Origin of the sequence: Corynebacterium sp. HMSC11E11 (assembly GCF_001807025.1) — a bacterium.
Lineage (GTDB): Bacteria > Actinomycetota > Actinomycetes > Mycobacteriales > Mycobacteriaceae > Corynebacterium > Corynebacterium freneyi.
On sequence record NZ_KV787124.1, the window covers coordinates 1 to 22,233 of the forward strand.

Consider the following 22,233-nt stretch of genomic DNA (forward strand, 5'->3'; position numbering starts at 1 on the left):
CGGGGCGTTCGCCGCCCGGGCGGAACGGTGGGGGGGCACCCTCGGCGCGGTCGCGGGACTCGGCGGCATCTGGAACCGCCAGGCCGTGCCCGATGCCCGCGAAACCGGGCCGGCGGCGTTGGCCGTCGTCGCGCTGCTGGCGTTGTTCGTCGTCGGCTGGCGCATGGCGTGGGGTTCGCGGACGGCCAAGTCGCGTGCGGCCGGGTCGGGTGCCGCCGGTCGCCTCGCATCGGATCGCCGCCGCCTCATCGTGCTGGCGGTGGCCGCGGTGCTCGTGGTCTCGGCGATGGCGACGCCGCCGGGATTGGCGCTGATGTCGTGGGCGCTGGAGACCGTGCCCGGCGCGGGTTTGTTCCGCGACGCCCAGAAATGGGTGGCGCTCGCGGTGCCGGGGTACGTGATCCTCGCCGCCGCCGGCGGGGAGGCCATCGCCCGGCAGATCCCCGATCGTCGGGGCTGGCTGGCCACGATCTTCGCTGTCGCGGTCGTCATCGCCGCCGTGCCCGACCTGCCCCGCGCCGTCGCGCCGCTGCGGCCCGTGGACCCGTGGCCGGGGTGGAATGCGGTGTCGGGACTGGTCGCGATGGACGACTCGGCCGTGGCTGTGTTGCCCGCCGGCCCGTACCGCATCATCGACGGCCGCCCCACCTACGATCCGGCCGTGAAGATCCTGCCCGCCCCGGTGCTGGCCACCGGTGACCTGGTGGTGTCCGGCACCCGGGTCGGGGGCGAAGGCACCACCGCCGCGACGGTGGAGGCGACGCTGCTCGACGCACCCGACGACGCGGTGGAGATCCTCCGCGCCAACGGCGTCGCCTGGGTGCTGGTGGAATCATCCCCCGGGGAGCTCGGCGATTCGGCCCGCGTCCTGGACCGGCTCGAGCTCGTCTACTCCGATGCGCACCTGGCGCTGCACCGGGTGCCCGGCGCGATCGCCCCCGTCGACCACGCCGATCGAACGCCGGCGTGGATCGCGCTGGCGGCGTGGGCGGCGATGGCTCTGGCCGGTCCGGCCGGTGGCCTCGCCCCCGGTTCTCGCCGGGACCGGACTCGCCGTGCTCCCGACCGCCGCACGCCGCCCCCGAGCATCCGCGGTTACCCGGGCGTCACCGCTTGACGGCGACGTCGGAAAGCACCTGCTCCACCGCGCGGGCCGTGGCGTCCCAACTGAACGTCTCCGCGCGCTTCTTCGCCTCCGCGCCGAGGAACGCACGCAGGTCCGGGTCCCCGACGATGGACCCCACGGACTCCACGAGCCCGGCCGGAGTGTCGGCCAGCAAGCCGGTGACCCCGTCGACGACGGAATCCTGCAACCCCGCCGACGAGCGGTAACCGACCGTGGGCACGCCATGCTGGGCGGCCTCGATGACGGCCAAACCCCACCCCTCCTTGCGCGACGGCATCACGTGAACGCAGGCGCGGGAGAGGATGAGGTGCTTTTCCTCCTCCGACACCTGGCCATGGAAAACGACGCGATCGGCGATGCCCTGCTTCTCCGCGTAGGCGAGCAATTCGTCGCTCCACCAGCCCGAACCGACGACGTCGAGCACAGCATCGGGGTAGGTGGGGTTGATCGCGGCGATGGCGTCGATGGCGTGCTCGATCTGCTTGTGCGGCACCAGCCGCGACAACGTGACCAGGCGCGGCCCCCCGTCGACGGCGCACGGATCCTGCGAGACGGTCCGCTCCGCATCGACGGCGACCTCGGGGACGGGATCGACGCCGTTGCGGATGATGGAGATCCGATCCCCCTCGATGCCGAGCCCCTGCAGATCATCCGCGCTGGGCCGCGACACCGTGATGTACCGGCAGGACCGCTGCACCGCCGGCGCCAACGACGACTCGATGAACCAGCCGACCATGCCCACCAGCTTGCCCGCCACCGGCCACTGCTCACGGTGGCAATGGTGGGTGAGCACCACCGTCGGCCGCCCGGAGAACACGGACGCGAAGAACGGGATGCCGTTTTGGGTGTCCAGCACGACGTCGGGCCGGCCGCCCAGCGCGCGGGCGATGGGGCCCAGGCCCACGCGGGCGGCGAGCATCGCACCCCACGCGCGGACGTAGACGGAAAAATTGCCGCCGCAGCGGGAATAACGCACCGCGGCCCGCTCGGACTTCTTCGGCGCACCGGGGTAGGCGGCGGTGCGGAAAACCACGCGATGCCCCTGCTCGGCGAGGTGTTCGGCGACCCGCTCGAGGTAGCGTTCGCTGCCGCCGCCTTCGGGATGGCCGGTGTCGCGCCAGCACAGCAGCAGAATCTTCATGGGGTGCAACCATAATCCCCGGCCCCGGCGCCCACGGCGGGTTCCGGGCTTTTCCCCCGGCCCGGCCCCCGGTCGGGTGACGGTGCAATAGGGTCGAAGACGTGAGTTTCACGCCGCCCGCGCTGTCCGAATTGCGCTCCCACTGCACCCTCCGCCGCTCCTTCGGCCTGCTCGACGACTTCAAGTACGAGCAGACCGACCCCGACCGCTTCTACGGTCACCTCGCCGAAGACACCGTCGCGCTGCTCGAGGGCATCGCCGCCGGATCCGGGCTGACGCGATCCGGCGGCGCCCGCGTGACGACGGCCGACGCGGCCACGCGAACGTCGTCAAGCCCGGAAGGGGCCGGGAACAAGACGGCCTCTCCCCTGGCGGGGACGCGAATCCTCGACGTCGGCGGCGGACCGGGATACTTCGGCCGGGCATTCGCCGAACGCGGCGTGGAATACTACACGTGCGAACCCGACGTCGGCGAAATGGCGGCGGCGGGCATCCGACTCGACTCCTCCGTGCGCGGATCCGGGCTCGACCTGCCCTTCCGCGACGGGGCGTTCGACCTGACGTACTCGTCGAACGTCGCCGAACACGTCGCCGAACCATGGCGCATGGGCCGCGAAATGCTGCGCGTGACAGCACCCGGCGGACTGGTCGTCTACTCCTACACCCTCTGGTACGGGCCGTTCGGCGGCCACGAAATGGGGCTGACCCACTACCTCGGCGGCGACCGCGCGCGCCGGATGTACGAAAAGAAGCACGGCAAGCGTCCCAAGAACTACTACGGCGAGTCCCTGTTCGAAGTCGGCTGCGCCGAAGGCCTGGCCTGGGGCCGCGAAATGCAGCGGGCCGGCCACGCCGAACTCCTCGCCGCATTCCCCCGCTACCACCCGTGGTGGGCATGGTGGATGACCAAGGTGCCGGTGCTGCGCGAGGTCGGAGTGTCCAACCTCGTGCTCGTGCTGCGGAAGAAGTAGCAGAGGAAGCAGCGGGACAAACACCGGAGGAGGCGGATCCGCCAGCGGTTTCGGGGATTTCGGGGGCACCCGATGCACCGGTGGACGCGGTTAATTGAGCGGACCCGTGGACACCTTCACATATGTCGTTATAGTGACATGAGACACTCTTCGCCGACATGTGAGGACACGACACACCATGACCAACGCCAACATCCCCGCGGGTGGCGAGGCCTTCATCTACGAAGCCATTCGCACCCCCCGAGGCAAGGGCAAGAAGGACGGCTCCCTCCACGAGGTGCGCCCCCTGACCCTGCTCGTCGGACTCGTCGAGGAAATCCGCCGCCGCAACCCCGGCCTCGACGAAGAACGCATCAACGACATGGTCATCGGCTGCGTCACCCCGGTCGGCGACCAGGGCGCCGACATCGCCCGCACCGCCGCCCTGGCCGCGGGACTGCCGAACCGCACCGCCGGCGTGCAGATCAACCGCTTCTGCGCCTCCGGCCTGACCGCCATCAACCTGGCCTGCGCCAAGGTCCGCTCCGGCATGGACGAGCTCGTCCTCGCCGGCGGCGTCGAGTCCATGTCCCGCGTGCCCATGGCCTCCGACGGCGGCGCCTGGGCCATGGACCCGCAGGCGTCCTTCGCCACCGACTTCGTGCCGCAGGGCATCTCCGCCGACCTCATCGCCTCGCTCGACGGCTTCACCCGCGAGCAGCTCGACCAGCTGGCCGTCAACTCCCACGAGCGCGCCAAGAAGGCGTGGGACGAGGGCCGCTTCAAGGACTCCGTCGTGCCGGTCGTCGACCAGAACGGCCTGACCATCCTCGACCACGACGAGACCGTCCGCCCGGGCACCACCGTCGAGTCGCTCAGCGGCCTGCGTCCCTCGTTCGCGCAGATGGGCGAGCTCGGCGGCTTCGACGCCGTCGCGCTGAAGAAGTACACCCAGCTCGAGCAGATCAACCACCTGCACCACCCGGGCAACTCGTCCGGCATCGTCGACGGCGCCGCCCTGACCCTCGTGGGCACCGAGAAGGCCGGCTCCGACATGGGCCTGACCCCGCGCGCCCGCATCGTCGCCACCGCCGTCAACGGCGTCGAGCCGACGATCATGCTCACCGGCATCGAGCCGGCCGTCCGCGAAGTCCTGGCCAAGGCCGGCCTCGGCGTCGACGACATCGACGTGTGGGAGATCAACGAGGCCTTCGCGGCCGTCGTCCTCCACGCGCAGCAGAAGCTGGGCATCCCCGACGAGAAGCTCAACGTCAACGGCGGCGCCATCGCCATGGGTCACCCGCTCGGCGCCACCGGCGCCATGATCACCGGCGCGGCCATCGACGAGCTGCACCGCACCGGCGGCCGCTACGGCCTGATCTCGCTGTGCATCGGCGGCGGCATGGGCGTGGCCACCATCATCGAGCGGGTCTAGGCCCGATCTCGCTTTCCGGAATCAACCGACAAACACAGGGATACAGGGAGATCACCACATGACCGACAACATGTTCCGATGGGACCTCGCCGACGACGGCATCGTCACGCTGACGATGGACGACCCGAATGCGCCCGTCAACACGATGAACAAGACCTTCCAGGACGACTTCCGCGCCACGGTCGAGCGTCTGGAGAAGGAGCTCGCCGACGGCCCGGAGGCGGCCGGCATCAAGGGCATCATCCTGGCCTCGGCCAAGAAGACGTTCTTCGCCGGCGGCGACATCAAGCAGATGTCGCAGGTCGGCCCCGAGGACGCCCAGATGATGTTCGACATGGTGCAGCACATGAAGGAGTCGCTGCGCCGCGTCGAGAAGCTGCCGGTGCCCGTCGTGGCCGCCATCAACGGCGCCGCGCTCGGCGGCGGCCTCGAGGTCGCGCTGGCCGCCAACCACCGCATCGCCGCCGACGCCCGCGGCTCGAAGATCGGCCTGCCCGAGGTCACCCTCGGCCTGCTGCCGGGCGGCGGCGGCATCACCCGCGTCGTCCGCATGATCGGCATCCAGGACGCGCTGATGAAGGTCATCCTCACCGGCGCGCAGATGAACCCGGCCAAGGCTCTCAAGGTCGGCCTGGTCGACGAGGTCGTCGCCCCCGACGAGCTCCTGGACCGCGCCCGCGCGTGGCTGCTGTCCGACGACGCCGTCGCCGAGCAGCCGTGGGACGTCAAGGGCTTCAAGATCCCGGGCGGCGACCCGAAGACCCCGAAGTTCGCGATGAACCTGCCGTCCTTCCCGGCGAACCTGACCAAGCAGCTCAAGGGCAGCCCGATGGTCGCCCCGCGCCGCGCCATGCAGGCCGCGGTGGAGGGCGCCCAGGTCGACGTCGACACCGCCCTGACCATCGAGTCCCGCTACTTCACCGAGCTGGTCTGCGGTTCCCAGTCGAAGAACATGATGCAGGCGTTCTTCTTCGACCTGAACCACTGCAACGGCGGCGGTTCCCGCCCGCTGCAGGCCGACGGCACCCCGTACCCGAAGACCGAGTTCAAGAAGGTCGCCGTCGTCGGCGCCGGCATGATGGGCGCGGGCATCGCGTACGTGTGCGCCAAGGCCGGCATGGACGTGGTGCTCAAGGACATCTCCCTGGAGAACGCCGAGCGCGGCAAGAACTACTCGGAGAAGCTCGAGGCGAAGGCCCTGGAGCGCGGCCGCACCACGGAGGAGAAGTCGGCGCAGCTGCTGGGCCGCATCAAGCCGACCGACTCCTACGACGATCTTTCCGACGTCGACCTGGTCATCGAGGCCGTGTTCGAGAACACGGAGCTCAAGCACAAGGTCCACGCCGAGATCGAGGCCGCGGTGCCGGAGACCTGCATCCTGGGTTCGAACACCTCGACCCTGCCGATCACCGAGCTGGCGTCCCACGTCAAGCGCGAGAAGGACTTCATCGGCCTGCACTTCTTCTCCCCGGTGGACAAGATGCAGCTGCTGGAGATCATCTCCGGCGACAACACCGACCCGGCCGTCCTGGCCGCGGCGCTGGACTTCTCGGTGCAGATCCGCAAGATCCCGATCGTGGTCACCGACTCCCGCGGCTTCTACACCTCCCGCGTCATCGGCACCGTGATCAACGAGGCGATCCGCATGGTCGCCGAGGGCTACGAGCCGGCGACCGTCGAGGCCGCCGCCCGCCAGGCCGGTTACCCGGCGGCGCAGCTGCAGCTGGCCGACGAGCTGAACCTGAAGCTGATGAAGAAGATCAGCGAGGAGAACGCGGCCGCCGCCCGCAGCCGTGGCGAGACCATCGACGACGGCGGCGTGTCCACCCTGGTCAACCGCATGCTCGACGACTTCGACCGTCCGGGCAAGCTCGAGGGCCGCGGCTTCTACGAATACGACAACGGTCGTCGTCAGGGCCTGTGGGACGGTCTGCGCACCGAGCTCGGCGCCGGTTCCATTCCCGCCGAGGACGTGGTCCTGCAGGATCTCATCGACCGCATGCTGTTCATCGAGGCCGTCGAGACCCAGAAGTGCTTCGACGAGGGCGTGGTCCTGCACGACGCCGACGCCAACATCGGTTCGATCTTCGGCATCGGCTACCCGGCGTGGACCGGCGGCACCCGTCAGTTCATCAAGAACTACGACGGCGTCGGCGCCGATGGTTCGCCGCAGCGTGGCGTGGAGGGCTTCGTCGCCCGCGCCGAGGAGCTGGCCGCGAAGTACGGTGAGCGTTTCGCTCCGCCGGCGTCGCTGAAGGGCTAGTCCCGAACCGCCCGCCACCGTCGGGCCGGGCGCCCCCTCCGGGCGTCATCCGGTGTCGGCGGCGGCCGTTGAACCGGCCATCCGCATCATGCGGGTGGCCGGTTTCGTGGTTGGCGCGACCGTGCCCGCCTCCTCCGCCCGCGCTTTCCGGAGCCGCGTCGGATCTCCGTTCCCCTGCCACGGTCGCCATGGGGCGGTACACTCACCCCATATGCCCCATGCACCACATCTGGCGCACAGGGCGATTTCAATCACATACGTCACACGAGTTTTTGCTTGACGACGGCCCCCGAGAACCCACGCCACTCGGGTTTACGCCTCGTCGTAAAGCGAAAACCAGCTGAGAGACTTTCTCATCCGACTTTTATAACGGCACGGCAACGATTAAGCTGTGCATGTTGTTATCGCGGCCGGAACCACCCGGTCGCTTCGTCGTCACCACGAAGGCAGCCCCATGCGAATCCGTTCCGTTCTGGCCACTCTCGCCGCCACCGCCGTCGCCGCCGTCACCCTGCCGATGGCCGCGCAGGCCGCGCCCGGAAACACCGTCGTCTTCGGCGACTCCCTGCCGGCCAATCCGACCCTCGGCGACTGGCTGACCGCCAAGGGCGCCCCCATCCCGGGCGGCCGCGTCAACGAGATGGGCTGCGGCACCGACTTCCTGTTCTCCAACGCGGTCGGCGCCGCCAACAACACCCCCGTCGCCGACTACACCTGCGCCGGCTCCTCCTTCCGCACCGGCGGCATCCCGATCTCCGAGCAGATCAACCGCGCCACCGCCACCGGCGCACTCGACCGCGGCACGCGCGAGGTCGTCATCCTCGCCGGCGCCAACGACACCTACCCGTACATCGCCAACGAGCGCATGCCCATGCCGCAGATCCAGGAGAACCTCCGCGTCGCCGCCCGCGACGCCATCAACCAGATCAAGCACGTGGCCCCGCAGGCCAAGGTGAAGATCGCCGGCTACCCGACCGTCTCCGGCCCCAACGGCGAGGTCTGCCTGATCAACACCGGCGGCGTCGGCGTGCCGACCCCGGCCGTCAACCTCCGCGAGATCGAGGACGGCCTCGACGCCGCCCTGGCCCAGGCCGCCGGCGACACCGGCGTCCAGTTCGTCAGCCTCAAGGCCGCCACCGCCGGCCACGGCACCTGCGACGCCGACAACTGGGTCGTCGGCGTCATCGACGACAGCATCGGCGACTACAACCTGTTCGTCCACATGACCAACCACGGCGTCCAGGTCGCCGGCGACCACGTCGGCCGCGCCTAAATAGGGTCCGCGCACGCTCCCGGAACCGACGACGCCGGGACGCGTGCGACGCGAAACAACCCGCCATCCGAAAGGACGGCGGGTTCTTTCATGCCCTGGGAGCCGCTTGGGTTCCGGCGGCCGCCCCCACGGCCTCACCGCTTACGCGTCGAGCAACCAGTCGTTGGGGCTGAACAGCTCGAAGTGGATGCGCGAACGGTCGACGCCACGCTCGGCGAGCTGTTCGCGGACGTGCTGCAGGAAGCCGTTGCCGCCGCAGATGTAGAACTCCGCATCCTCGGGCAGCTCGACTCCTCCCCCGGCGGACAGGTCCATGAACTCCGGTTCAATCCAGCGCCTCTCCGCGCCATTGGCCAACGCGGACACGGCGGCGGTGCGCTCGGCGGCGAGCACGTCGGCGGCCTCCGAACGGTCGGCGTGGACGGACAGCACCCGGCGCGGCGAATCGTTCGCGGCGAGGTAATTGAGCATGCCGACCATCGGGGTGGCGCCGATGCCGGCGGAGACCAGCACGACCGGGGCGTCGGACTCGGTGTCCAGCACGAGGTCGCCGGCGGGCAGCGAAATCTCGATGTCGTCGCCGACGCGGACGTCGTCGCACAGCTTGTTGGAGACCTCGCCGGCCGGCAGATTGGCCGCCTCGTCGGCGCGGACGCGGCGAACGGCGAACTTCAGCACGCCGTCGCCGGGTACGCCGACCAGGGAGTACTGGCGCAGCTGGCGCGCACCGTCGGACATGGTCTGGCGCACGGAGATGTACTGACCGGGAGTGAAGCCCGGAAGCTCGCCGTCCTTGCCGCGCACGCCGAACACGACGACGTCGTCGCTCAGGTCATCGCGCGAGACGACCTCCGCCGCACGGAAGACGTCACCGGGTTCAACGCCGGCTTCGTCGTAAAGCCCCTTTTCGAAGTTCACCAGCACCCTCTGCATTTCCAGGTACACCGCATCCCACGCATCGCGGACGGCGCCCTGGAACACCTCGGGCGTCAGAATCTCCTCGATCGCATCGAAAAGGTGCTTGTGCACGATCGGGTACTGCTCTTCGACGATGCCGACCGACAGGTGCTTGTGGCCGATGCGCGCCAGCAGCTCCTCGGGCGCCGGGGCCTCCGGGTCGACGAGCGTGGCGGCGAAGGTCGCGACGGAGGCGGCGAGTGCCTTCTGCTGCGCGCCCTGCTTCTGGTTGCCGCGGTTGAACGTGTCGGCCAGAAGCTCCGGGTGGGCGGCGAACATGCGGCGGTAGAAGTTCGGGGTGATGTCGCCGATGTTGGCGCCGACGACGGGCAGGGTCTGACGGATGATGTCCGCCTGCTCGTCGGTGAGTCCGTTCTTGTTGACGTCGATGGTGGCCATGGGTGCTCCCTTGAGAGGGTCGTGATCGGGGTCGACGACCACGCTAGCACTAATTGCGCATTTGGTTTACGCATTAGCCGGAGCAGGGGTGTCCCCGAGGGGTTTCCCATCGAAAAACGGCAGGTCATTGCTTTGCGACGCCCACCCCAACCCCTTCGACCGCCCACCCCGGCGCGGCCGGGAAGCTAACTCGCCGACGTGCGGGTGCCCAACGGCAGCAACGTCCCGGCCCCGCCGACGGGCACCAGTTCGCCGATCGTGATCGGGTCGAGGTGCGAGAAAAACGCCTCCTGCGCCCCGGCCAGCGCACCGCGCAGCTTGCACTCCGGCAGCAGCGGGCATTGCGTGCCGACGCAGTCGACGACCTCGCCGCCCTCCAGCTCGCGCAGGATCCGACCAACGGAACGGTCGAGCGCACCGTCGGCCAGGTAGATGCCGCCGTAGCGACCCTTCACGGCGGTGACCAACTCCATCTCGACGAGTTTGGTCACGACCTTGGACACGTGCGCACGTGACGCATTGAGCTCATCGGCCACCGCCCCCGCAGTGAACTTTTGTCCAGGCTCCCCCGCCGCCATCCGCATGATGATCCGGAGACTCAAATCGGAGAACATCGTGAGCTGCATGTCGGACACACCCTCTCTCGTCACGAAAGCGGACGTTGCGCCGAACCGAACGGCTCGTGAGGTCCCGTGCGTTCAGGTTCGGCCGATCTTTCGCCTCCCACGAGTTTATCGGAACACCACCTGCGCAAATGGATGCGGGTACGTCGACTCGGTCACGCGGTGATTCGGCCACCGCGCGACACGGCCGCACAATGGCTCCGGCCACGGCCCATGCGACACCAGACGGCGCGGCCGGCGCGAAACACGAAGCGCCCCTCCCCCACCGGCATTGTGCCGGCGACGGGAGGGGCGCTGCGGGACGCGTGCGGTGAACCCGGGCAACGCCCGGGATCGGTGAGCGCGAACTCTACTTCTTGGCCTCGCGCTCCTTGATGCGGGACTTCAGGGCGTCGAGCTCGTCCCACATCTCCTGCGGCACGCGGTCACCGAGGGACTTCAGCCACTCCTCGTTGTCCGCGAGGTCGCCCTGCCACTTCTCGGCCGGCGCCTTCAGGGCCTCCTTGACGTCCTCGATCGGGGTGTCCAGACCGGTGAGGTCCAGGTCCTCGGCGCGGGCGGTGTAGCCGACGACGGTCTCCTTGGCCTCCACGCGGCCCTCGATGCGGTCGATGATCCACTTCAGGACGCGCGAGTTGTCGCCGAAGCCCGGCCACAGGAAGCGGCCGTCGTCGCCGCGGCGGAACCAGTTGACCAGGAAGACGTGCGGCATCTTGTCGCCGCCCTTCTTGCCCATGTCAACCCAGTGCTGCAGGTAGTCGCCGACGTTGTAGCCGATGAACGGCAGCATGGCCATCGGGTCGTGGCGCAGCGAACCGACCTTCGCCTCGGCGGACGCGGCGGTCTGACCGGAAGCCAGGGTCGCGCCGATGAAGGTCGCGTGGTTCCAGGACAGGGCCTCGGTCACCAGCGGCACGGTGTCGGGGCGACGACCACCGAACAGGATGGCGTCCAGCGGGACACCCTTCCAGTCGTTGAACTCCGGCGCCGCAACCGGGCACTGGTCGATCGGGGTGCAGTAGCGGGAGTTCGGGTGGGAGGACAGCTCGTCGGACTCGGGGGTCCAGTCGTTGCCCTTCCAGTCGATGAGGTGCTCCGGCTTGCCCTCGAGGCCCTCCCACCAGACGTCGCCGTCATCGGTGAGCGCGACGTTGGTGAAGATGGAGTTGCCCTTCTCCAGGGTCTTCATCGCGTTCGGGTTCGAGTCGTAGTTGGTGCCCGGGGCGACGCCGAAGAAACCGTTCTCCGGGTTGACGGCGTACAGGCGGCCGTCGTCGCCGAACTTCAGCCACGCGATGTCGTCGCCGACGACCTCGGCCTTCCAGCCCTCGATGGTCGGGGTCAGCATGGCGAGGTTGGTCTTGCCGCAGGCCGACGGGAAGGCGGCGGCCACGTGGTAAGCCTTGCCGGACGGGTCGGTCAGCTTCAGGATGAGCATGTGCTCGGCCATCCAGTCCTCTTCCTTGGCCATGACCGAGGCGATGCGGAGGGCGTAGCACTTCTTGGCCAGGATGGCGTTGCCGCCGTAACCGGAGCCGTAGGACCAGATCTCCTTGGTCTCCGGGAAGTGCGTGATGTACTTGGTCTCGTTGCAGGGCCAGGTCGAGTCCTCGTCGCCCTCGTTCAGCGGCGCGCCCACGGAGTGCAGGGCGTGGACGAAGTCGCCGTCCTTGCCGATCTTGTCCAGCGCGTCCTGGCCCATGCGGGTCATGATGCGCATCGACAGCACGACGTACTCGGAGTCGGTGAGCTGCACGCCGAGCTTCGGCGACGGGTCATCGATGGGGCCCATGCAGAACGGGACGACGAACATGGTGCGGCCCTTCATGGAACCGCGGTAGTGCTCGGTCATCTCCGCCTTCATCTTGGCCGGGTCCGCCCAGTTGTTGGTCGGGCCGGCGTCCTCCTCCTTCTCGGAGCAGATGAAGGTGCGCGACTCGACGCGGGCGACGTCGGCCGGGTTGGAGCGCGCCAGGAAGGAGTTCGGGCGCTTCTCCTCGTTGAGCTTGATGAACGTGCCCTTGTCGACCAGCTCCTGGGACAGGCGATCCCACTCCTCGCGGGAACCGTCGGCGAAGACGACCTTGTCCGGCGTGGTGAGCTCTGCAACCTCGGCGATCCAGCTGAGCAGCTCGGCATTCTCGGTCGGGGCCTGACCCTGCAGACCCGGGATGGAAGGTGCGGACATCTGTACTCCTGACTGTGGGTTTCGCGTCTCGTTATCAGACTACCGGCGGATTCCGAAAAGCGCTGCCGACGAGCATGAGACGAACACCACAGCAGCCGTTTCGCGAATGCTCATGCCCATCGGCCCCGTTCACCCCGCTCCCACTCGTGAACCCCCCAGGTCGCCGGAGTTTCCCGCTTGTCGATGCCATCGGGATTCACCCCCGAAGGGGTGGCCCCGGAACTTCCGTCGGCCCCCGCCGACGCCGCCGACGTCGCCGACGATGCCGTCCACGTCTCGTAGGTCCCGTCGAACAGCACGGTGGTGACGTGGTCCACGGTCCCGTCGCCGTCGACGTCGGCGTAGATGCTCAATCCGCGGTCGTCGGCGAGCGTCACGGAATCCGCGATCCCATCGGCGTCGACATCCCCGGTGCCCGGGCCGAGATCGAAGTACTCGCCGCCGATCTCCAGGATCATTCCGCCGGTCGCACCCGCCGCACCGGCGTCGGGGCCGCCGATCGCGTCGAGTTCGCCGAGCCCGCACGCGGTCGTCGGCCACTCGACCCCGCCGACGCCTCCGCCGATTCCGCCCATCGGTGTTTCCACGTTCATTCCCTCCATGTCCGTTTCCTCCAATTCTTTCGTCGGTTCCGCCCCGTCATTTCCCGGTCTCCGCCCGCAGCGCCGCCGCGAGGTGCCGGGCCCGCCAACCGTCCGGGGGCGGTCGGGATTCGGCGCGCAACATGGCGGCGATGTCCCGGTCCCATGTGCGCCGAACCCTGGCCAGGTGCGCGGCCACCCATCCCGCGCGATCCCGGGCGATCCGCCTGCGTCTGCCGGCGATCACCAACGACGCCGCCAACGCGACACCCGCCACCGCCGTCACCGCGGCAACCGCCCACGCCGGCAGTCCCGCCCACTGCAGGAGCCCGCCGAGCATCCCGCCCGCGCCGAGCGCCGCGCCCAGCGTCAGCAGCCCCACCCCGACGTCCGTGAAGATCCCCGGTTTCGGCGGTTCCGGCGCCGTCGGCGTCTCCGGCGGCCCGGGCAGTCCCAGCGTCTCCGCGACGGTCACCGCCGCCCGCGCCACCGCCTCATCGACCTCCTCGGGCGACGTCGGCGGCGTACCGCGGCCGATCCCCTCCAGCGCGTCGGCGATCGCGTGCGGCATGGTCGCCTTCCGCTCCCTCAGTTGCTTGTCGACGGCCCGCGCCCGCCCGGCGCGATCGGCGGACAATTGCGCCGCCAACAACGCCCGCCGACGTTGACCCGGCGTCGGGGTGATCGGCCGGGCGGGTCCCTCGGCGAGGAGTTTCAACGTTCTGGCCATGGTGGCGTCGAGGGGCCCGACGGCGACGTCGACGTGAATGGCGTCGCGCCACTGGTCGAGGCACCCCGCAGCCGGGCCCGCACCGGACCCCGCCCCCGCATGGCCATCGAGGTCCAGTCCGACGGCGCAACGCCCGGTCGCCCCCGACACCGCCTCCACCAGGTCGACGTCGCCGCGATCCGGCGGCACCCGCCCGTCGACGAGGACGAGCACCACCGGGGTCCGCCCGTCGACGAGTCGCACGCCCGCCGCCTCCAACGCCGACGCATCCGCCCATTCGGCCGCCGGGCCGGTCCGGGTCACCTCCAACGGCGGCGCATCCGTCCTCTCCCCGCCCGTCCCCGTCACGCCCACAGCAGATCCTCCAGCTCGTCGCGCACCACCGGGTGCGCCACCGCTATCCGGGCCACACCCCTTTCCAGCCGCCCCGACCGCACCTGCGCCAACACCGTCGGCGACGTCAGCTCCGCCACCGCGGCGATCACCTCCGACACGGCCGGACCACCGGGATCGGCGGCGTCGTCAAGCGAAATGCCCCGCCCCGCACGCCCCCGGGGATGGACGACCACCTCGCCCGGCCGCGCAACCGCCCCCGGATCGTGCGACAACGTCACCACCGCATCCGCGTCGACGCGCGGCGCGGCCCCCTCATCGGCGAGAATCCGCCACCGCCCCCGCGCCGTCGGATGCCGCCGCAACGACGCCGCAACCCCCTTCGCACCGATGCCCGCCGGCCCGCGCACCGCGATGACTGGTGGCCCCGACGCCGAATCGAGCAACTCCGCCATGTCCACCGCCGCGGCCTCGCCGACGCCGGCATCCGCCAACCAATCGACCACCGCCGCCCACAAACGACCGTCCCGCACCGACTCGCCCATCCCCGGTTCCCCCCGAACCCGCCCGATCCCCCTGATCCGAACGCGCCCAGTAGACCACGGGCGCCCCGCACCGGCAACAGATCCGGTACCCGCCACCCGCCGTTCACGCGCCCACGCGCGGGCGAATCACGCGCGCGGGATTATTGACCCCGCCCTCCCGTCGTGAACAATGGGAGCGATGACTAATACTGATACCCCTGATACGAACGACGCCGCCGGGGGAGGCGCGGATTCCGCGACCCCCGACACGGCGTCCGGCACCGGCCGCGTCCCCGACTTCGGCAAGGGCGCCCTGCCCTACGGCCGCCCCATGCAAACCGAATTCGACGACGGCCTCGACTACCCGCGCATCGGCGGCGTCAGCTTCCGCCGCGGCACCCTCACCCCCGGCCAGTCCGCCATCTGGGACGAACACTGGGACCGGGTCGGCACCGTGCTTTCCGACGACGTCATCGACGTGGACGCCTGGTTCGGCCGCCCCGGCCCCACCATCGTCGAAATCGGCTGCGGCACCGGCACCTCCACCGTCGCCATGGCCCCGAAGGAAGCCGACCACAACATCATCGCCGTCGAGCTGTACAAGCCCGGACTGGCGAAGCTGCTGTCCGCCATGACCCGCGAAGGCGTCGACAACATCCGCATGGTCCGCGGCGACGGCGTCGAAGTCCTCCAGCGCATGATCGCCCCCGAATCCCTCGACGGCGTCCGCCTGTTCTTCCCCGACCCGTGGCCCAAGGCCCGCCACCACAAGCGCCGCATCCTCCAAAGCGGCACCCTGCGGCTCATCGCCTCGCGCCTCAAGCCCGGCGGCATCTTCCACGCCGCCACCGACCACGCCGGCTACGCCGAATGGATCGACGAACTGCGCGACGTCGAACCCGCCCTCGAACCCATGCCGTGGCCGTGGCCCGAGTCGCCGATGCTGCTCGACCGACCCACCACCAAGTTCGAAAACCGCGGCCTCAACCTCGACCACGACATCCACGAATACGTCTGGCGCAAGCGCGACACCGCGGGCGCGACCCGAGAGGACGACCGATGAGCGGCACCCACCACTACGCCGAATCCCCCGAGACGACGCCCACCCTGCTGCTGGTCTGGGACGCCCCGAACATCGACATGGGCCTGGGCGCCATCCTCGGCTCCCGCCCCACCGCCGCGCACCGCCCGCGCTTCGACGCGATCGGCCGCTGGCTCGTCGAACGCACCATGGACTTGTCCGACGAGGTGGGCACGCACATCGAACCCGAGGCGACCGTCTTCACCAACATCGCCCCCGGCAGCGCCGACATCGTGCGCCCCTGGGTGGAGGCGCTGCGCAACGTCGGTTTCGCCGTGTTCGCCAAGCCGAAGATCGGCGACGACTCCGACGTCGACCCCGACATGCTCGCCCACATCCGGCGCCGTCGCGACGAGGGCATCCTCGAGGGCGTCGTCGTCGCCTCCGCAGACGGCCAGAACTTCCAGGACATGCTCGAGGAGCTCGAGCACTCGCAGATCCCCACCACCGTGATCGGCTTCCGCGAGCACGCCGCCTGGGCCGTCAACTCCGAGATCATCGAGTTCATCGACCTCGAGGACATCCCCGGAGTGTTCCGCGAACCGCTGCCGCGCATCGACCTGGAGAACCTGCCGGACGAGGGTGCCTGGCTGCAGCCGTTCCGTTCGCTCATGTCCCTGCTCAAGGAGCGCTGACCCGCACATGTTCTACCGATGGGGAGCCTTCGCGTACCGGCATCGCGTCATCACGCCGCTGGTGCTGGTCGCGGCCCTGCTCGCGTTGTTCTTCTTCTCCGGGACGAAGCTGGAGGACCGCCTCGACCAGGAAGGCTGGGACGACCCGGGGTCGGATTCGACGGCCGCCGCGATGCTGGAGGAGGAGACGTTCGGCCGCGACAATTCCGGCGACGTCGTCGTCCTCGTCGACGCGCCCGACGGCGCCACCGTCGACGACCCGGAGCTGACGCAGCGGGTCAACGACCACTTCGCGCGCCTGCAGGCGGAGAACCCGGAGTACATCGCCCACGTCACCAGCTACTTCGCCAACAACCAGGCGGTGATGGCCACCGAGGACAAGCAGACCGCGTTCGTCGTCATCGGCCTGACCGGCACCGGCAACGACGTGCTGAAGAACTACCGCGCCATCGAGGACCAGCTGCCCCTCGAGGGCGTGGACATGGAAATCGCCGGCGCGACGCCGGTGGCCGGCGCCCTGGATTCGGGCATGGCCGACGACATTTGGCGCGCCGAGCTGATCGGCCTGCCGATCGTCGCGCTGCTGCTGCTCATCGTCTTCGGCAGCGTGGTGTCGGCGTCGATGCCGCTGATCGTGGGCATCCTGTCCATCGCCGGTTCGCTGGGCATCCTGTCGATGCTGGCGTCGGTCACCCAGGTCAACGCCTTCGCGCAGTCCGTCGTCACGCTGCTGGGGCTGGGCCTGGCCATCGACTACGGCCTGTTCATGGTGTCCCGGTTCCGGGAGGAGATGGCCGAGGGGGTGCCCGTCCCCCGGGCCGTGGCGAACACGACGGCGACGGCCGGCAAGACGGTCGTGTTCTCCGCCGCGATGGTCGCCGTGGCCCTGTCGGGACTGCTGCTGTTCCCGCAGGCCTTCCTGAAATCCGTGGCATACGGCGCGATGTCCGCGGTCGGTTTGGCCGCGCTGCTGTCGCTGACGGTGCTGCCGGCGCTGTTCGGCCTGCTGGGCCCCAACATCGACAGGTGGAGCGTCCGCCGCGCGGGCCGCACCCGCGAACAGTCGATGAACTCGGTGTGGGGCCGTATCCCCGCGTGGGCGATGAAGCACGCGACGGCGGTCACCATCGCGGTGTCCATCGGCCTGCTGGCCCTGACGCTGCCGCTGATCGGCATCAAGTTCGGCGGCATCAACGAAACCTACCTGCCGCCTGCGAACGAAACCCGCACGGCGCAGGAACGCTTCGACGAGAACTTCCCGACGATGCGCACCGACCCGGTGAAGCTGGTCATCGAAGACGGCGGCAATCCGCGCGCCGTCGGCGAGATCTACCAGCGGGCCAACGAGGTCGCGGGGCTGACGGACCGGTTCAAGATCGCGCAGCCGACGAAGGACGGCGTGACGGTCCTGTCGGCCGGCATCGAGAACAGGGAGGACGGCACGCGCATCGTCGAGCAGCTGCGCGGCATCGACGTGCCCGACGGGGCGACGGTCTTCGTCGGCGGCACCCCGGCGATGGAGGTGGAGTCCATCGAGGCGCTGTTCGACACCCTGCCGTGGATGATCCTCTACATGGTCGTCGCCACGTTCATTCTCATGGCTCTGGTGTTCGGTTCGATCATCCTGCCGGCGAAGGCCGTGATCATGACTGCCCTGGGCCTCGGCGCGACGCTGGGCATTCTTACGGCGATGTTCGTCGACGGCGTCGGCGCGGGCCTGTTCGGCTTCACGCCGGGGCCGCTGATGAGCCCGGTGCTGGTGCTGATCATCGCGATCATCTACGGCCTGTCCACGGACTACGAGGTGTTCCTGGTGTCCCGGATGGTGGAGGACCGCGACGCCGGCGCCGCCACCCCGCACGCGATCCGCTTCGGCACGGCGAACACCGGCGGCATCATCACCGCGGCGGCGCTGATCATGATCGTCGTCGCCGGCGCGTTCGGGTTCTCCGACATCGTGATGATGAAGTACATCGCCTTCGGCATGATCGCCGCCCTGTTCCTCGACGCGACGATCATCCGTCTGCTGCTGGTCCCGGCGGTGATGAAGCTGCTCGGCGACGATTGCTGGTGGGCCCCGCGCTGGGTCAAGCGTTTGTCGGCGCACCTGGGGCACGGTTCGGCGGCGCCGGCTCCGGTGGCCCGCGTCCCGGCGATGGCGGGCGCTCCCGCCGAGGCGCATGCCAGCGGGCTTGACGACGGGCTTGCCGACGAGCATGCCGGGCGGTTCGACGAGGCCGGGCGCGCCCGAGGCGACGCCCCCGCCGCCGCGTCCACGGCGCCCGCGGTGCCCGCCATGCCGGAGCGCACCGAAACCGGAGAGCCGATCTACGAAGGCGAACTCGTCGACGACGACCCCGCGGCCGGGTTCATCGGCCACGACCCGGACGACGACCTCGTCGCGCGCTACGCGGGCGACGGTGCCGCCGACGACGGCTACGGCGACGCGGTCCCCGACGACGAACCCATCCAGGTGCCCGAGGGCCGCCTGACCGTGCGCGACATCATGTTGCGCCTGGAGTGGGAGAAGCGCGAGGCCCTGGGCCCCGGTTCCCCCGACCCCGATTCCGGGACGGCTGATAACCGATGAACCGCATGCGCGACGCCGCCCGCACGGTGACGTCCGCCGCCTCGGCGTCGTGGATCCGGTGGGCGCTGACCCTCGTGATCCTCGGCGTCGCGCTGTGGTTCGCGCTCCAGAACCAGGACAGCGTCGTCGACGGGTGGCGGACCTTCCTCCGCGCCGACTTCGGCTGGGTGCTGTTCTCCGCCGCGATGGTGGCGCTGTCGCTCTACTCGATGGCGGAGGTCATGCGCCTGCTGCTGCGCGCCGCGGACGTTCCGGTGACACGCCGCGCCGCCAATTCCCTGGTGCTCGCCGCCAACTCCTGGTCCGTGTCCGTGCCCGGCGGCATCGCGTTTTCCACCGCCCTGCAGGTGCGCCGGCAGCTGAAGTGGGGCGCATCGCCCGTCGTCATCAGCTGGTTCATCCTGCTGTCCGGTGCGCTGAGCTTCCTCGGACTCGCGACCCTGTCCCTCGGCGCCCTGTTCTTCATCAGGGGCGACGCCCCGGTCCGCCTCATCGCGGCGGGAGTGGCGGTGCTGGGTCTCACCGGGCTGCTGTGGTGGTTCTCGCGCAACACGGCCATGATCGAAACCGTCGCAAAGCCCCTGCTCAAGACGTTCAACGCCATCCGCCGCAAGCCCGCGGAGGAAGGCGCGGCGAAACTGCGGGCCACCATCCGCCAGCTGACCAGCGTCCGCCTGGGCCCGGTGCGCCTGATCATCGTCTTCGCGTGGTCCTTCACCAACTGGATCACCGACGTCATCTGCCTCTACGCCGCCATGCGCGCCGTCGGCGTCGACGACGTCGCCGTCAGAACCGTGGTCATGGCGTTCGTCTTCAGCAAGGTCGCCGGCTTCATCCAGGCCACCCCCGGCGGCGTCGGCCCCGTCGAAGCCGTGCTCACCGGCACCCTCATCGCCTCCGGCATGGTCGGCACCGACGCCGTGGCCACCGTCCTCATCTACCGGCTCGTCTCGTTCATCCTGCCCGCCGCCGTCGGCTGGATCGTCTACCTCGTCGACTACGGCGGCGACCGCCGCAAGGACGTGGAAGCCGACGCCGCGGACGACCCGACGGACGGAGCCATGGGTGGGGCGATGGGCGGGCCAATGGACGGGGCCCCGTCCGGCACGACCGACGGCACGGCGGATAATGGAAACCGACCGGCCGGCGACCACCGACCCGACTGACCGAAACACGAACAGCAACACGAACAGCAACACGCACAGCAACAGGAGCAACAGTGTCCGCCACCCGCACGATCGCCATGGACTTCTTCGCGATCTTCGCCTTCGCCGTACTCGCCCGCGCGGCGCACAACACCGAAGCAGACCCGTTCACCCTGACCAACATCCTGGACACCCTGTGGCCCTTCCTCATCGGCGGCGCCATCGGCCACGCCATCTGCGCCGGCGCGAAGAAGGACCCGCTGCCGGTGGCGCCCGGCGGCGTCATCGTGTGGCTGGCCACCGCCGCCACGGGCCTGATCATCTGGGCCGTGCGCAACTCCGCCATGCCGCACTGGTCGTTCATCATCGTCGCCACCGTCATGAGCGGCCTGCTGCTGATCGGCGTGCGCCTGCTGGCCAAGGCCCTGTTCAAGGAGCGCACCGCCGCCTGATCCCGACATCGCGGCGCGCGCCCCGAAGCCCGCGCCCCGATCCCCGCGCCCGGAGGCCGACGAGCCTGCGGGCGCGGTTTTCCATTCGGCCGCCATCGGCGAATAATCGGACGCATGGCACATTCACCTGACTCGACCGGGGACGCATCCTCTCCCGGTCCCGATGACCGCCCGGAGGCCGACCAGCCGACCGCCGCACCGGACCACTCCGGCGGCGGCCGCACCTCGCCGGGGACCACCGTCGACGGCGGAGCGGACGCCGCCTCCGACAAGGAGCGGACGTTCTTCGGCCAGCCCTGGGGCCTGGCCAACCTGTTCGGCGTCGAGATGTGGGAGCGCTTCAGCTTCTACGGCATGCAGGGCATCCTGCTGTACTACATGTACTACGCCGTCACCGACGGCGGCTTGGGCATGAACCAGGCGGTGGCGACGTCCATCGTCGGCGCCTACGGCGGCCTGGTCTACATGGCGGCGCTGATCGGCGCCTGGATCGCCGACCGCCTCCTCGGCTCGGAGCGGACCCTGTTCGCCTCCGCCGTGCTCATCATGATCGGCCACATCTCGCTGGCGGTCGTCCCCGGCGTCACCGGCCTGGCCATCGGCCTGGTCTGCGTCGCCCTCGGCTCGGGCGGCCTGAAGACCACCGCGTCGGTCGTCCTCGGCCAGCTGTACTCCCGCGAGGACACCCGCCGCGACGCCGGCTTCTCCATCTTCTACATGGGCGTCAACATCGGTGCCCTTTTCGGCCCGCTGCTCACCGGCTGGATCTGGGGCATGAAGGGCTTCCACTGGGGCTTCGGCCTGGCCGCCATCGGCATGGCCATCGGCCTGGTCCAGTACGTGCTCATGCGCAAGTCCACCATCGGCGCCGCCGGCCACGAGGTGCCGAATCCGCTGCCGAAGTCGAAGTACGCGCCGACGCTGATCGGTGCGGTCGCCCTCGTGGTCGTCGCCGTCGCCCTCGTCGCCACGGGCATCGTCCCGGTCGATTCGCTGGCGACCATCGTCACCGTGCTGGCGGCCGTCGCGGCGGTGGTGCTGTGGACCCAGATGTACACCTCGGAGCGCACCACGGCCGTCGAAAAGCATCGTCTGATCGCGTTCATCCCGATGTTCGTCGCCGGCGTGCTGTTCTTCGGCATTTTCCAGCAGCAGTTCACGGTCATCGCGATCTACTCGGATCAGCGCCTGGACCGCATGATCGGCGGCTTCGAGATCTCGCCGACGTGGGTGCAGTCGATCAACCCGATCTTCATCATCGTCTTCTCCGGCATCTTCGCCGCGATGTGGACGAAGCTGGGCGACCGCCAGTGGTCGTACCCGGTGAAGTTCGGCGTCGCCAACATCATCATCGGCGTTTCGCTGTTCTTCTTCCTGCCGTTCGTCGGCGGCGGCCCGAACTCGACGCCGCTGCTGGTCATCGTCTGGATTCTGTTCCTGTTCACGATGGGCGAGCTGATGCTGTCGCCGGTGGGCAATTCGCTGGCGACGAAGCTGGCGCCGGCGGCCTTCCCCACCCGCATGTTCGCCGTGTGGATGATGGCGGTGGCCATGGGCACGTCGCTGGCCGGCGTGCTGGCCGGGTACTACCACCCGGAGGACGCGTCCGCGGAGTCGAATTTCTTCGTCGTCATCGGCGTGCTGTCGATCGCCATCGGCGCCGCCCTGATCCTGGCCAAGAAGTGGATCGTCGCCCGTTTCGAGGGCGTCCACTAGGTTCCCCCGACCGTTCCCTCCTCGACCACCGGCGCCCATTTGGGGGCGCACGAAAAGGGCCGGCCCGTCGCAGTTGCTTTGCGACGGGCCG

Annotated in this window: 17 protein-coding genes and 1 pseudogene; 11 read left to right on the forward strand and 7 right to left on the reverse strand. The window is 69.4% G+C overall.

Annotated elements, in window-relative coordinates; translation table 11 throughout:
- Positions 1–1,117 (forward strand): annotated as a pseudogene (locus HMPREF3121_RS12565) (hypothetical protein); the annotation flags it as partial.
- Here HMPREF3121_RS12565 and HMPREF3121_RS03220 read toward each other — a convergent pair.
- Positions 1,107–2,267, reverse strand: coding sequence for a glycosyltransferase family 4 protein (locus HMPREF3121_RS03220; protein WP_070519823.1), 1,161 nt, complete (start codon positions 2,265–2,267; stop codon positions 1,107–1,109). The pseudogene HMPREF3121_RS12565 and the gene HMPREF3121_RS03220 overlap by 11 nt on opposite strands.
- Before the next feature lie 101 nt (positions 2,268–2,368).
- On the opposite strand from HMPREF3121_RS03220, the gene HMPREF3121_RS03225 reads away from it, so the two are divergent.
- From HMPREF3121_RS03225 to HMPREF3121_RS03240, 4 genes are all read left to right on the forward strand, one after another.
- Positions 2,369–3,238, forward strand: a complete 870-nt coding sequence (locus HMPREF3121_RS03225) for a class I SAM-dependent methyltransferase (RefSeq protein WP_070519825.1) — start codon at positions 2,369–2,371, stop codon at positions 3,236–3,238.
- A 178-nt stretch (positions 3,239–3,416) separates the two neighbouring features.
- Positions 3,417–4,652 (forward strand): acetyl-CoA C-acetyltransferase, encoded by a 1,236-nt coding sequence (locus tag HMPREF3121_RS03230; protein ID WP_035119936.1) that lies wholly within the window; start codon positions 3,417–3,419, stop codon positions 4,650–4,652.
- A gap of 58 nt (positions 4,653–4,710) precedes the next feature.
- A complete protein-coding gene (locus tag HMPREF3121_RS03235; RefSeq protein ID WP_070519827.1) occupies positions 4,711–6,915 on the forward strand; it encodes a 3-hydroxyacyl-CoA dehydrogenase NAD-binding domain-containing protein in 2,205 nt (734 codons plus the stop codon).
- Positions 6,916–7,369: 454 nt separating this feature from the next.
- Complete coding sequence (locus tag HMPREF3121_RS03240; RefSeq protein ID WP_070519829.1) at positions 7,370–8,188, forward strand: GDSL-type esterase/lipase family protein; 819 nt, start codon at positions 7,370–7,372, stop codon at positions 8,186–8,188.
- A 141-nt stretch (positions 8,189–8,329) separates the two neighbouring features.
- On the opposite strand, the gene HMPREF3121_RS03245 is transcribed toward HMPREF3121_RS03240, so the two are convergent.
- From HMPREF3121_RS03245 to HMPREF3121_RS03270, 6 genes are all read right to left on the reverse strand, one after another.
- Complete coding sequence (locus HMPREF3121_RS03245; RefSeq protein ID WP_070519831.1) at positions 8,330–9,544, reverse strand: globin domain-containing protein; 1,215 nt, start codon at positions 9,542–9,544, stop codon at positions 8,330–8,332.
- Positions 9,545–9,729: 185 nt separating this feature from the next.
- The gene (locus HMPREF3121_RS03250; protein ID WP_070519844.1) at positions 9,730–10,170 is read right to left on the reverse strand and encodes an RrF2 family transcriptional regulator; all 441 of its coding nucleotides are present in this window, start codon (positions 10,168–10,170) and stop codon (positions 9,730–9,732) included.
- 346 nt (positions 10,171–10,516) lie between these two features.
- The gene (locus HMPREF3121_RS03255) at positions 10,517–12,355 is read right to left on the reverse strand and encodes a phosphoenolpyruvate carboxykinase (GTP) (protein WP_070519833.1); all 1,839 of its coding nucleotides are present in this window, start codon (positions 12,353–12,355) and stop codon (positions 10,517–10,519) included.
- Positions 12,356–12,465: 110 nt separating this feature from the next.
- A complete protein-coding gene (locus HMPREF3121_RS03260) occupies positions 12,466–12,957 on the reverse strand; it encodes a DUF6802 family protein (RefSeq protein ID WP_141742953.1) in 492 nt (163 codons plus the stop codon).
- Positions 12,958–12,994: 37 nt separating this feature from the next.
- Entirely contained in the window at positions 12,995–14,014 is a 1,020-nt protein-coding gene (locus HMPREF3121_RS03265) for a hypothetical protein (RefSeq protein WP_141742954.1), read from the reverse strand.
- Positions 14,011–14,544: a hypothetical protein gene (locus HMPREF3121_RS03270; RefSeq protein WP_070519839.1), complete on the reverse strand. Its 534-nt coding sequence runs from the start codon at positions 14,542–14,544 to the stop codon at positions 14,011–14,013. The genes HMPREF3121_RS03265 and HMPREF3121_RS03270 overlap by 4 nt, the downstream gene beginning before the upstream one ends.
- A 169-nt stretch (positions 14,545–14,713) precedes the next feature.
- Here HMPREF3121_RS03270 and trmB point away from each other — a divergent pair, with 169 nt between their 5' ends.
- The 6 genes from trmB (at position 14,714) to HMPREF3121_RS03300 (ending at position 22,142) form a co-directional block, all read left to right on the forward strand.
- Positions 14,714–15,586 (forward strand): tRNA (guanosine(46)-N7)-methyltransferase TrmB, encoded by an 873-nt coding sequence (gene trmB, locus HMPREF3121_RS03275; protein WP_371327313.1) that lies wholly within the window; start codon positions 14,714–14,716, stop codon positions 15,584–15,586.
- Positions 15,583–16,239, forward strand: coding sequence for an NYN domain-containing protein (locus HMPREF3121_RS03280; RefSeq protein ID WP_035121860.1), 657 nt, complete (start codon positions 15,583–15,585; stop codon positions 16,237–16,239). The genes trmB and HMPREF3121_RS03280 overlap by 4 nt, the downstream gene beginning before the upstream one ends.
- Positions 16,240–16,246: 7 nt before the next feature.
- On the forward strand, positions 16,247–18,829 hold the full coding sequence (locus tag HMPREF3121_RS03285; RefSeq protein ID WP_070519841.1) for an MMPL family transporter: 2,583 nt from the start codon (positions 16,247–16,249) through the stop codon (positions 18,827–18,829).
- Positions 18,826–19,995: a lysylphosphatidylglycerol synthase transmembrane domain-containing protein gene (locus tag HMPREF3121_RS03290; protein ID WP_070519842.1), complete on the forward strand. Its 1,170-nt coding sequence runs from the start codon at positions 18,826–18,828 to the stop codon at positions 19,993–19,995. Before HMPREF3121_RS03285 ends, HMPREF3121_RS03290 begins: the two co-directional genes overlap by 4 nt.
- A gap of 77 nt (positions 19,996–20,072) precedes the next feature.
- Positions 20,073–20,426 (forward strand): DUF3054 domain-containing protein, encoded by a 354-nt coding sequence (locus tag HMPREF3121_RS03295; protein ID WP_035121872.1) that lies wholly within the window; start codon positions 20,073–20,075, stop codon positions 20,424–20,426.
- Positions 20,427–20,540: 114 nt separating this feature from the next.
- Positions 20,541–22,142, forward strand: coding sequence for a peptide MFS transporter (locus tag HMPREF3121_RS03300; protein ID WP_083291230.1), 1,602 nt, complete (start codon positions 20,541–20,543; stop codon positions 22,140–22,142).
- Positions 22,143–22,233: the final 91 nt, after the last annotated feature.

Excerpts from the sequence above, each read along its gene's own strand:
- HMPREF3121_RS03220 (WP_070519823.1), bottom strand. The coding sequence starts at position 2,267 with ATGAAGATTCTGCTGCTGTGCTGGCGCGACACCGGCCATCCCGAAGGC.
- HMPREF3121_RS03230 (WP_035119936.1), top strand. The coding sequence starts at position 3,417 with ATGACCAACGCCAACATCCCCGCGGGTGGCGAGGCCTTCATCTACGAA.
- HMPREF3121_RS03235 (WP_070519827.1), top strand. The coding sequence starts at position 4,711 with ATGACCGACAACATGTTCCGATGGGACCTCGCCGACGACGGCATCGTC.
- HMPREF3121_RS03240 (WP_070519829.1), top strand. The coding sequence starts at position 7,370 with ATGCGAATCCGTTCCGTTCTGGCCACTCTCGCCGCCACCGCCGTCGCC.
- HMPREF3121_RS03245 (WP_070519831.1), bottom strand. The coding sequence starts at position 9,544 with ATGGCCACCATCGACGTCAACAAGAACGGACTCACCGACGAGCAGGCG.
- HMPREF3121_RS03250 (WP_070519844.1), bottom strand. The coding sequence starts at position 10,170 with ATGCAGCTCACGATGTTCTCCGATTTGAGTCTCCGGATCATCATGCGG.
- HMPREF3121_RS03255 (WP_070519833.1), bottom strand. The coding sequence starts at position 12,355 with ATGTCCGCACCTTCCATCCCGGGTCTGCAGGGTCAGGCCCCGACCGAG.
- HMPREF3121_RS03260 (WP_141742953.1), bottom strand. The coding sequence starts at position 12,957 with ATGGAGGGAATGAACGTGGAAACACCGATGGGCGGAATCGGCGGAGGC.
- HMPREF3121_RS03270 (WP_070519839.1), bottom strand. The coding sequence starts at position 14,544 with ATGGGCGAGTCGGTGCGGGACGGTCGTTTGTGGGCGGCGGTGGTCGAT.
- trmB (WP_371327313.1), top strand. The coding sequence starts at position 14,714 with ATGGGAGCGATGACTAATACTGATACCCCTGATACGAACGACGCCGCC.
- HMPREF3121_RS03280 (WP_035121860.1), top strand. The coding sequence starts at position 15,583 with ATGAGCGGCACCCACCACTACGCCGAATCCCCCGAGACGACGCCCACC.
- HMPREF3121_RS03285 (WP_070519841.1), top strand. The coding sequence starts at position 16,247 with ATGTTCTACCGATGGGGAGCCTTCGCGTACCGGCATCGCGTCATCACG.
- HMPREF3121_RS03290 (WP_070519842.1), top strand. The coding sequence starts at position 18,826 with ATGAACCGCATGCGCGACGCCGCCCGCACGGTGACGTCCGCCGCCTCG.
- HMPREF3121_RS03295 (WP_035121872.1), top strand. The coding sequence starts at position 20,073 with ATGGACTTCTTCGCGATCTTCGCCTTCGCCGTACTCGCCCGCGCGGCG.
- HMPREF3121_RS03300 (WP_083291230.1), top strand. The coding sequence starts at position 20,541 with ATGGCACATTCACCTGACTCGACCGGGGACGCATCCTCTCCCGGTCCC.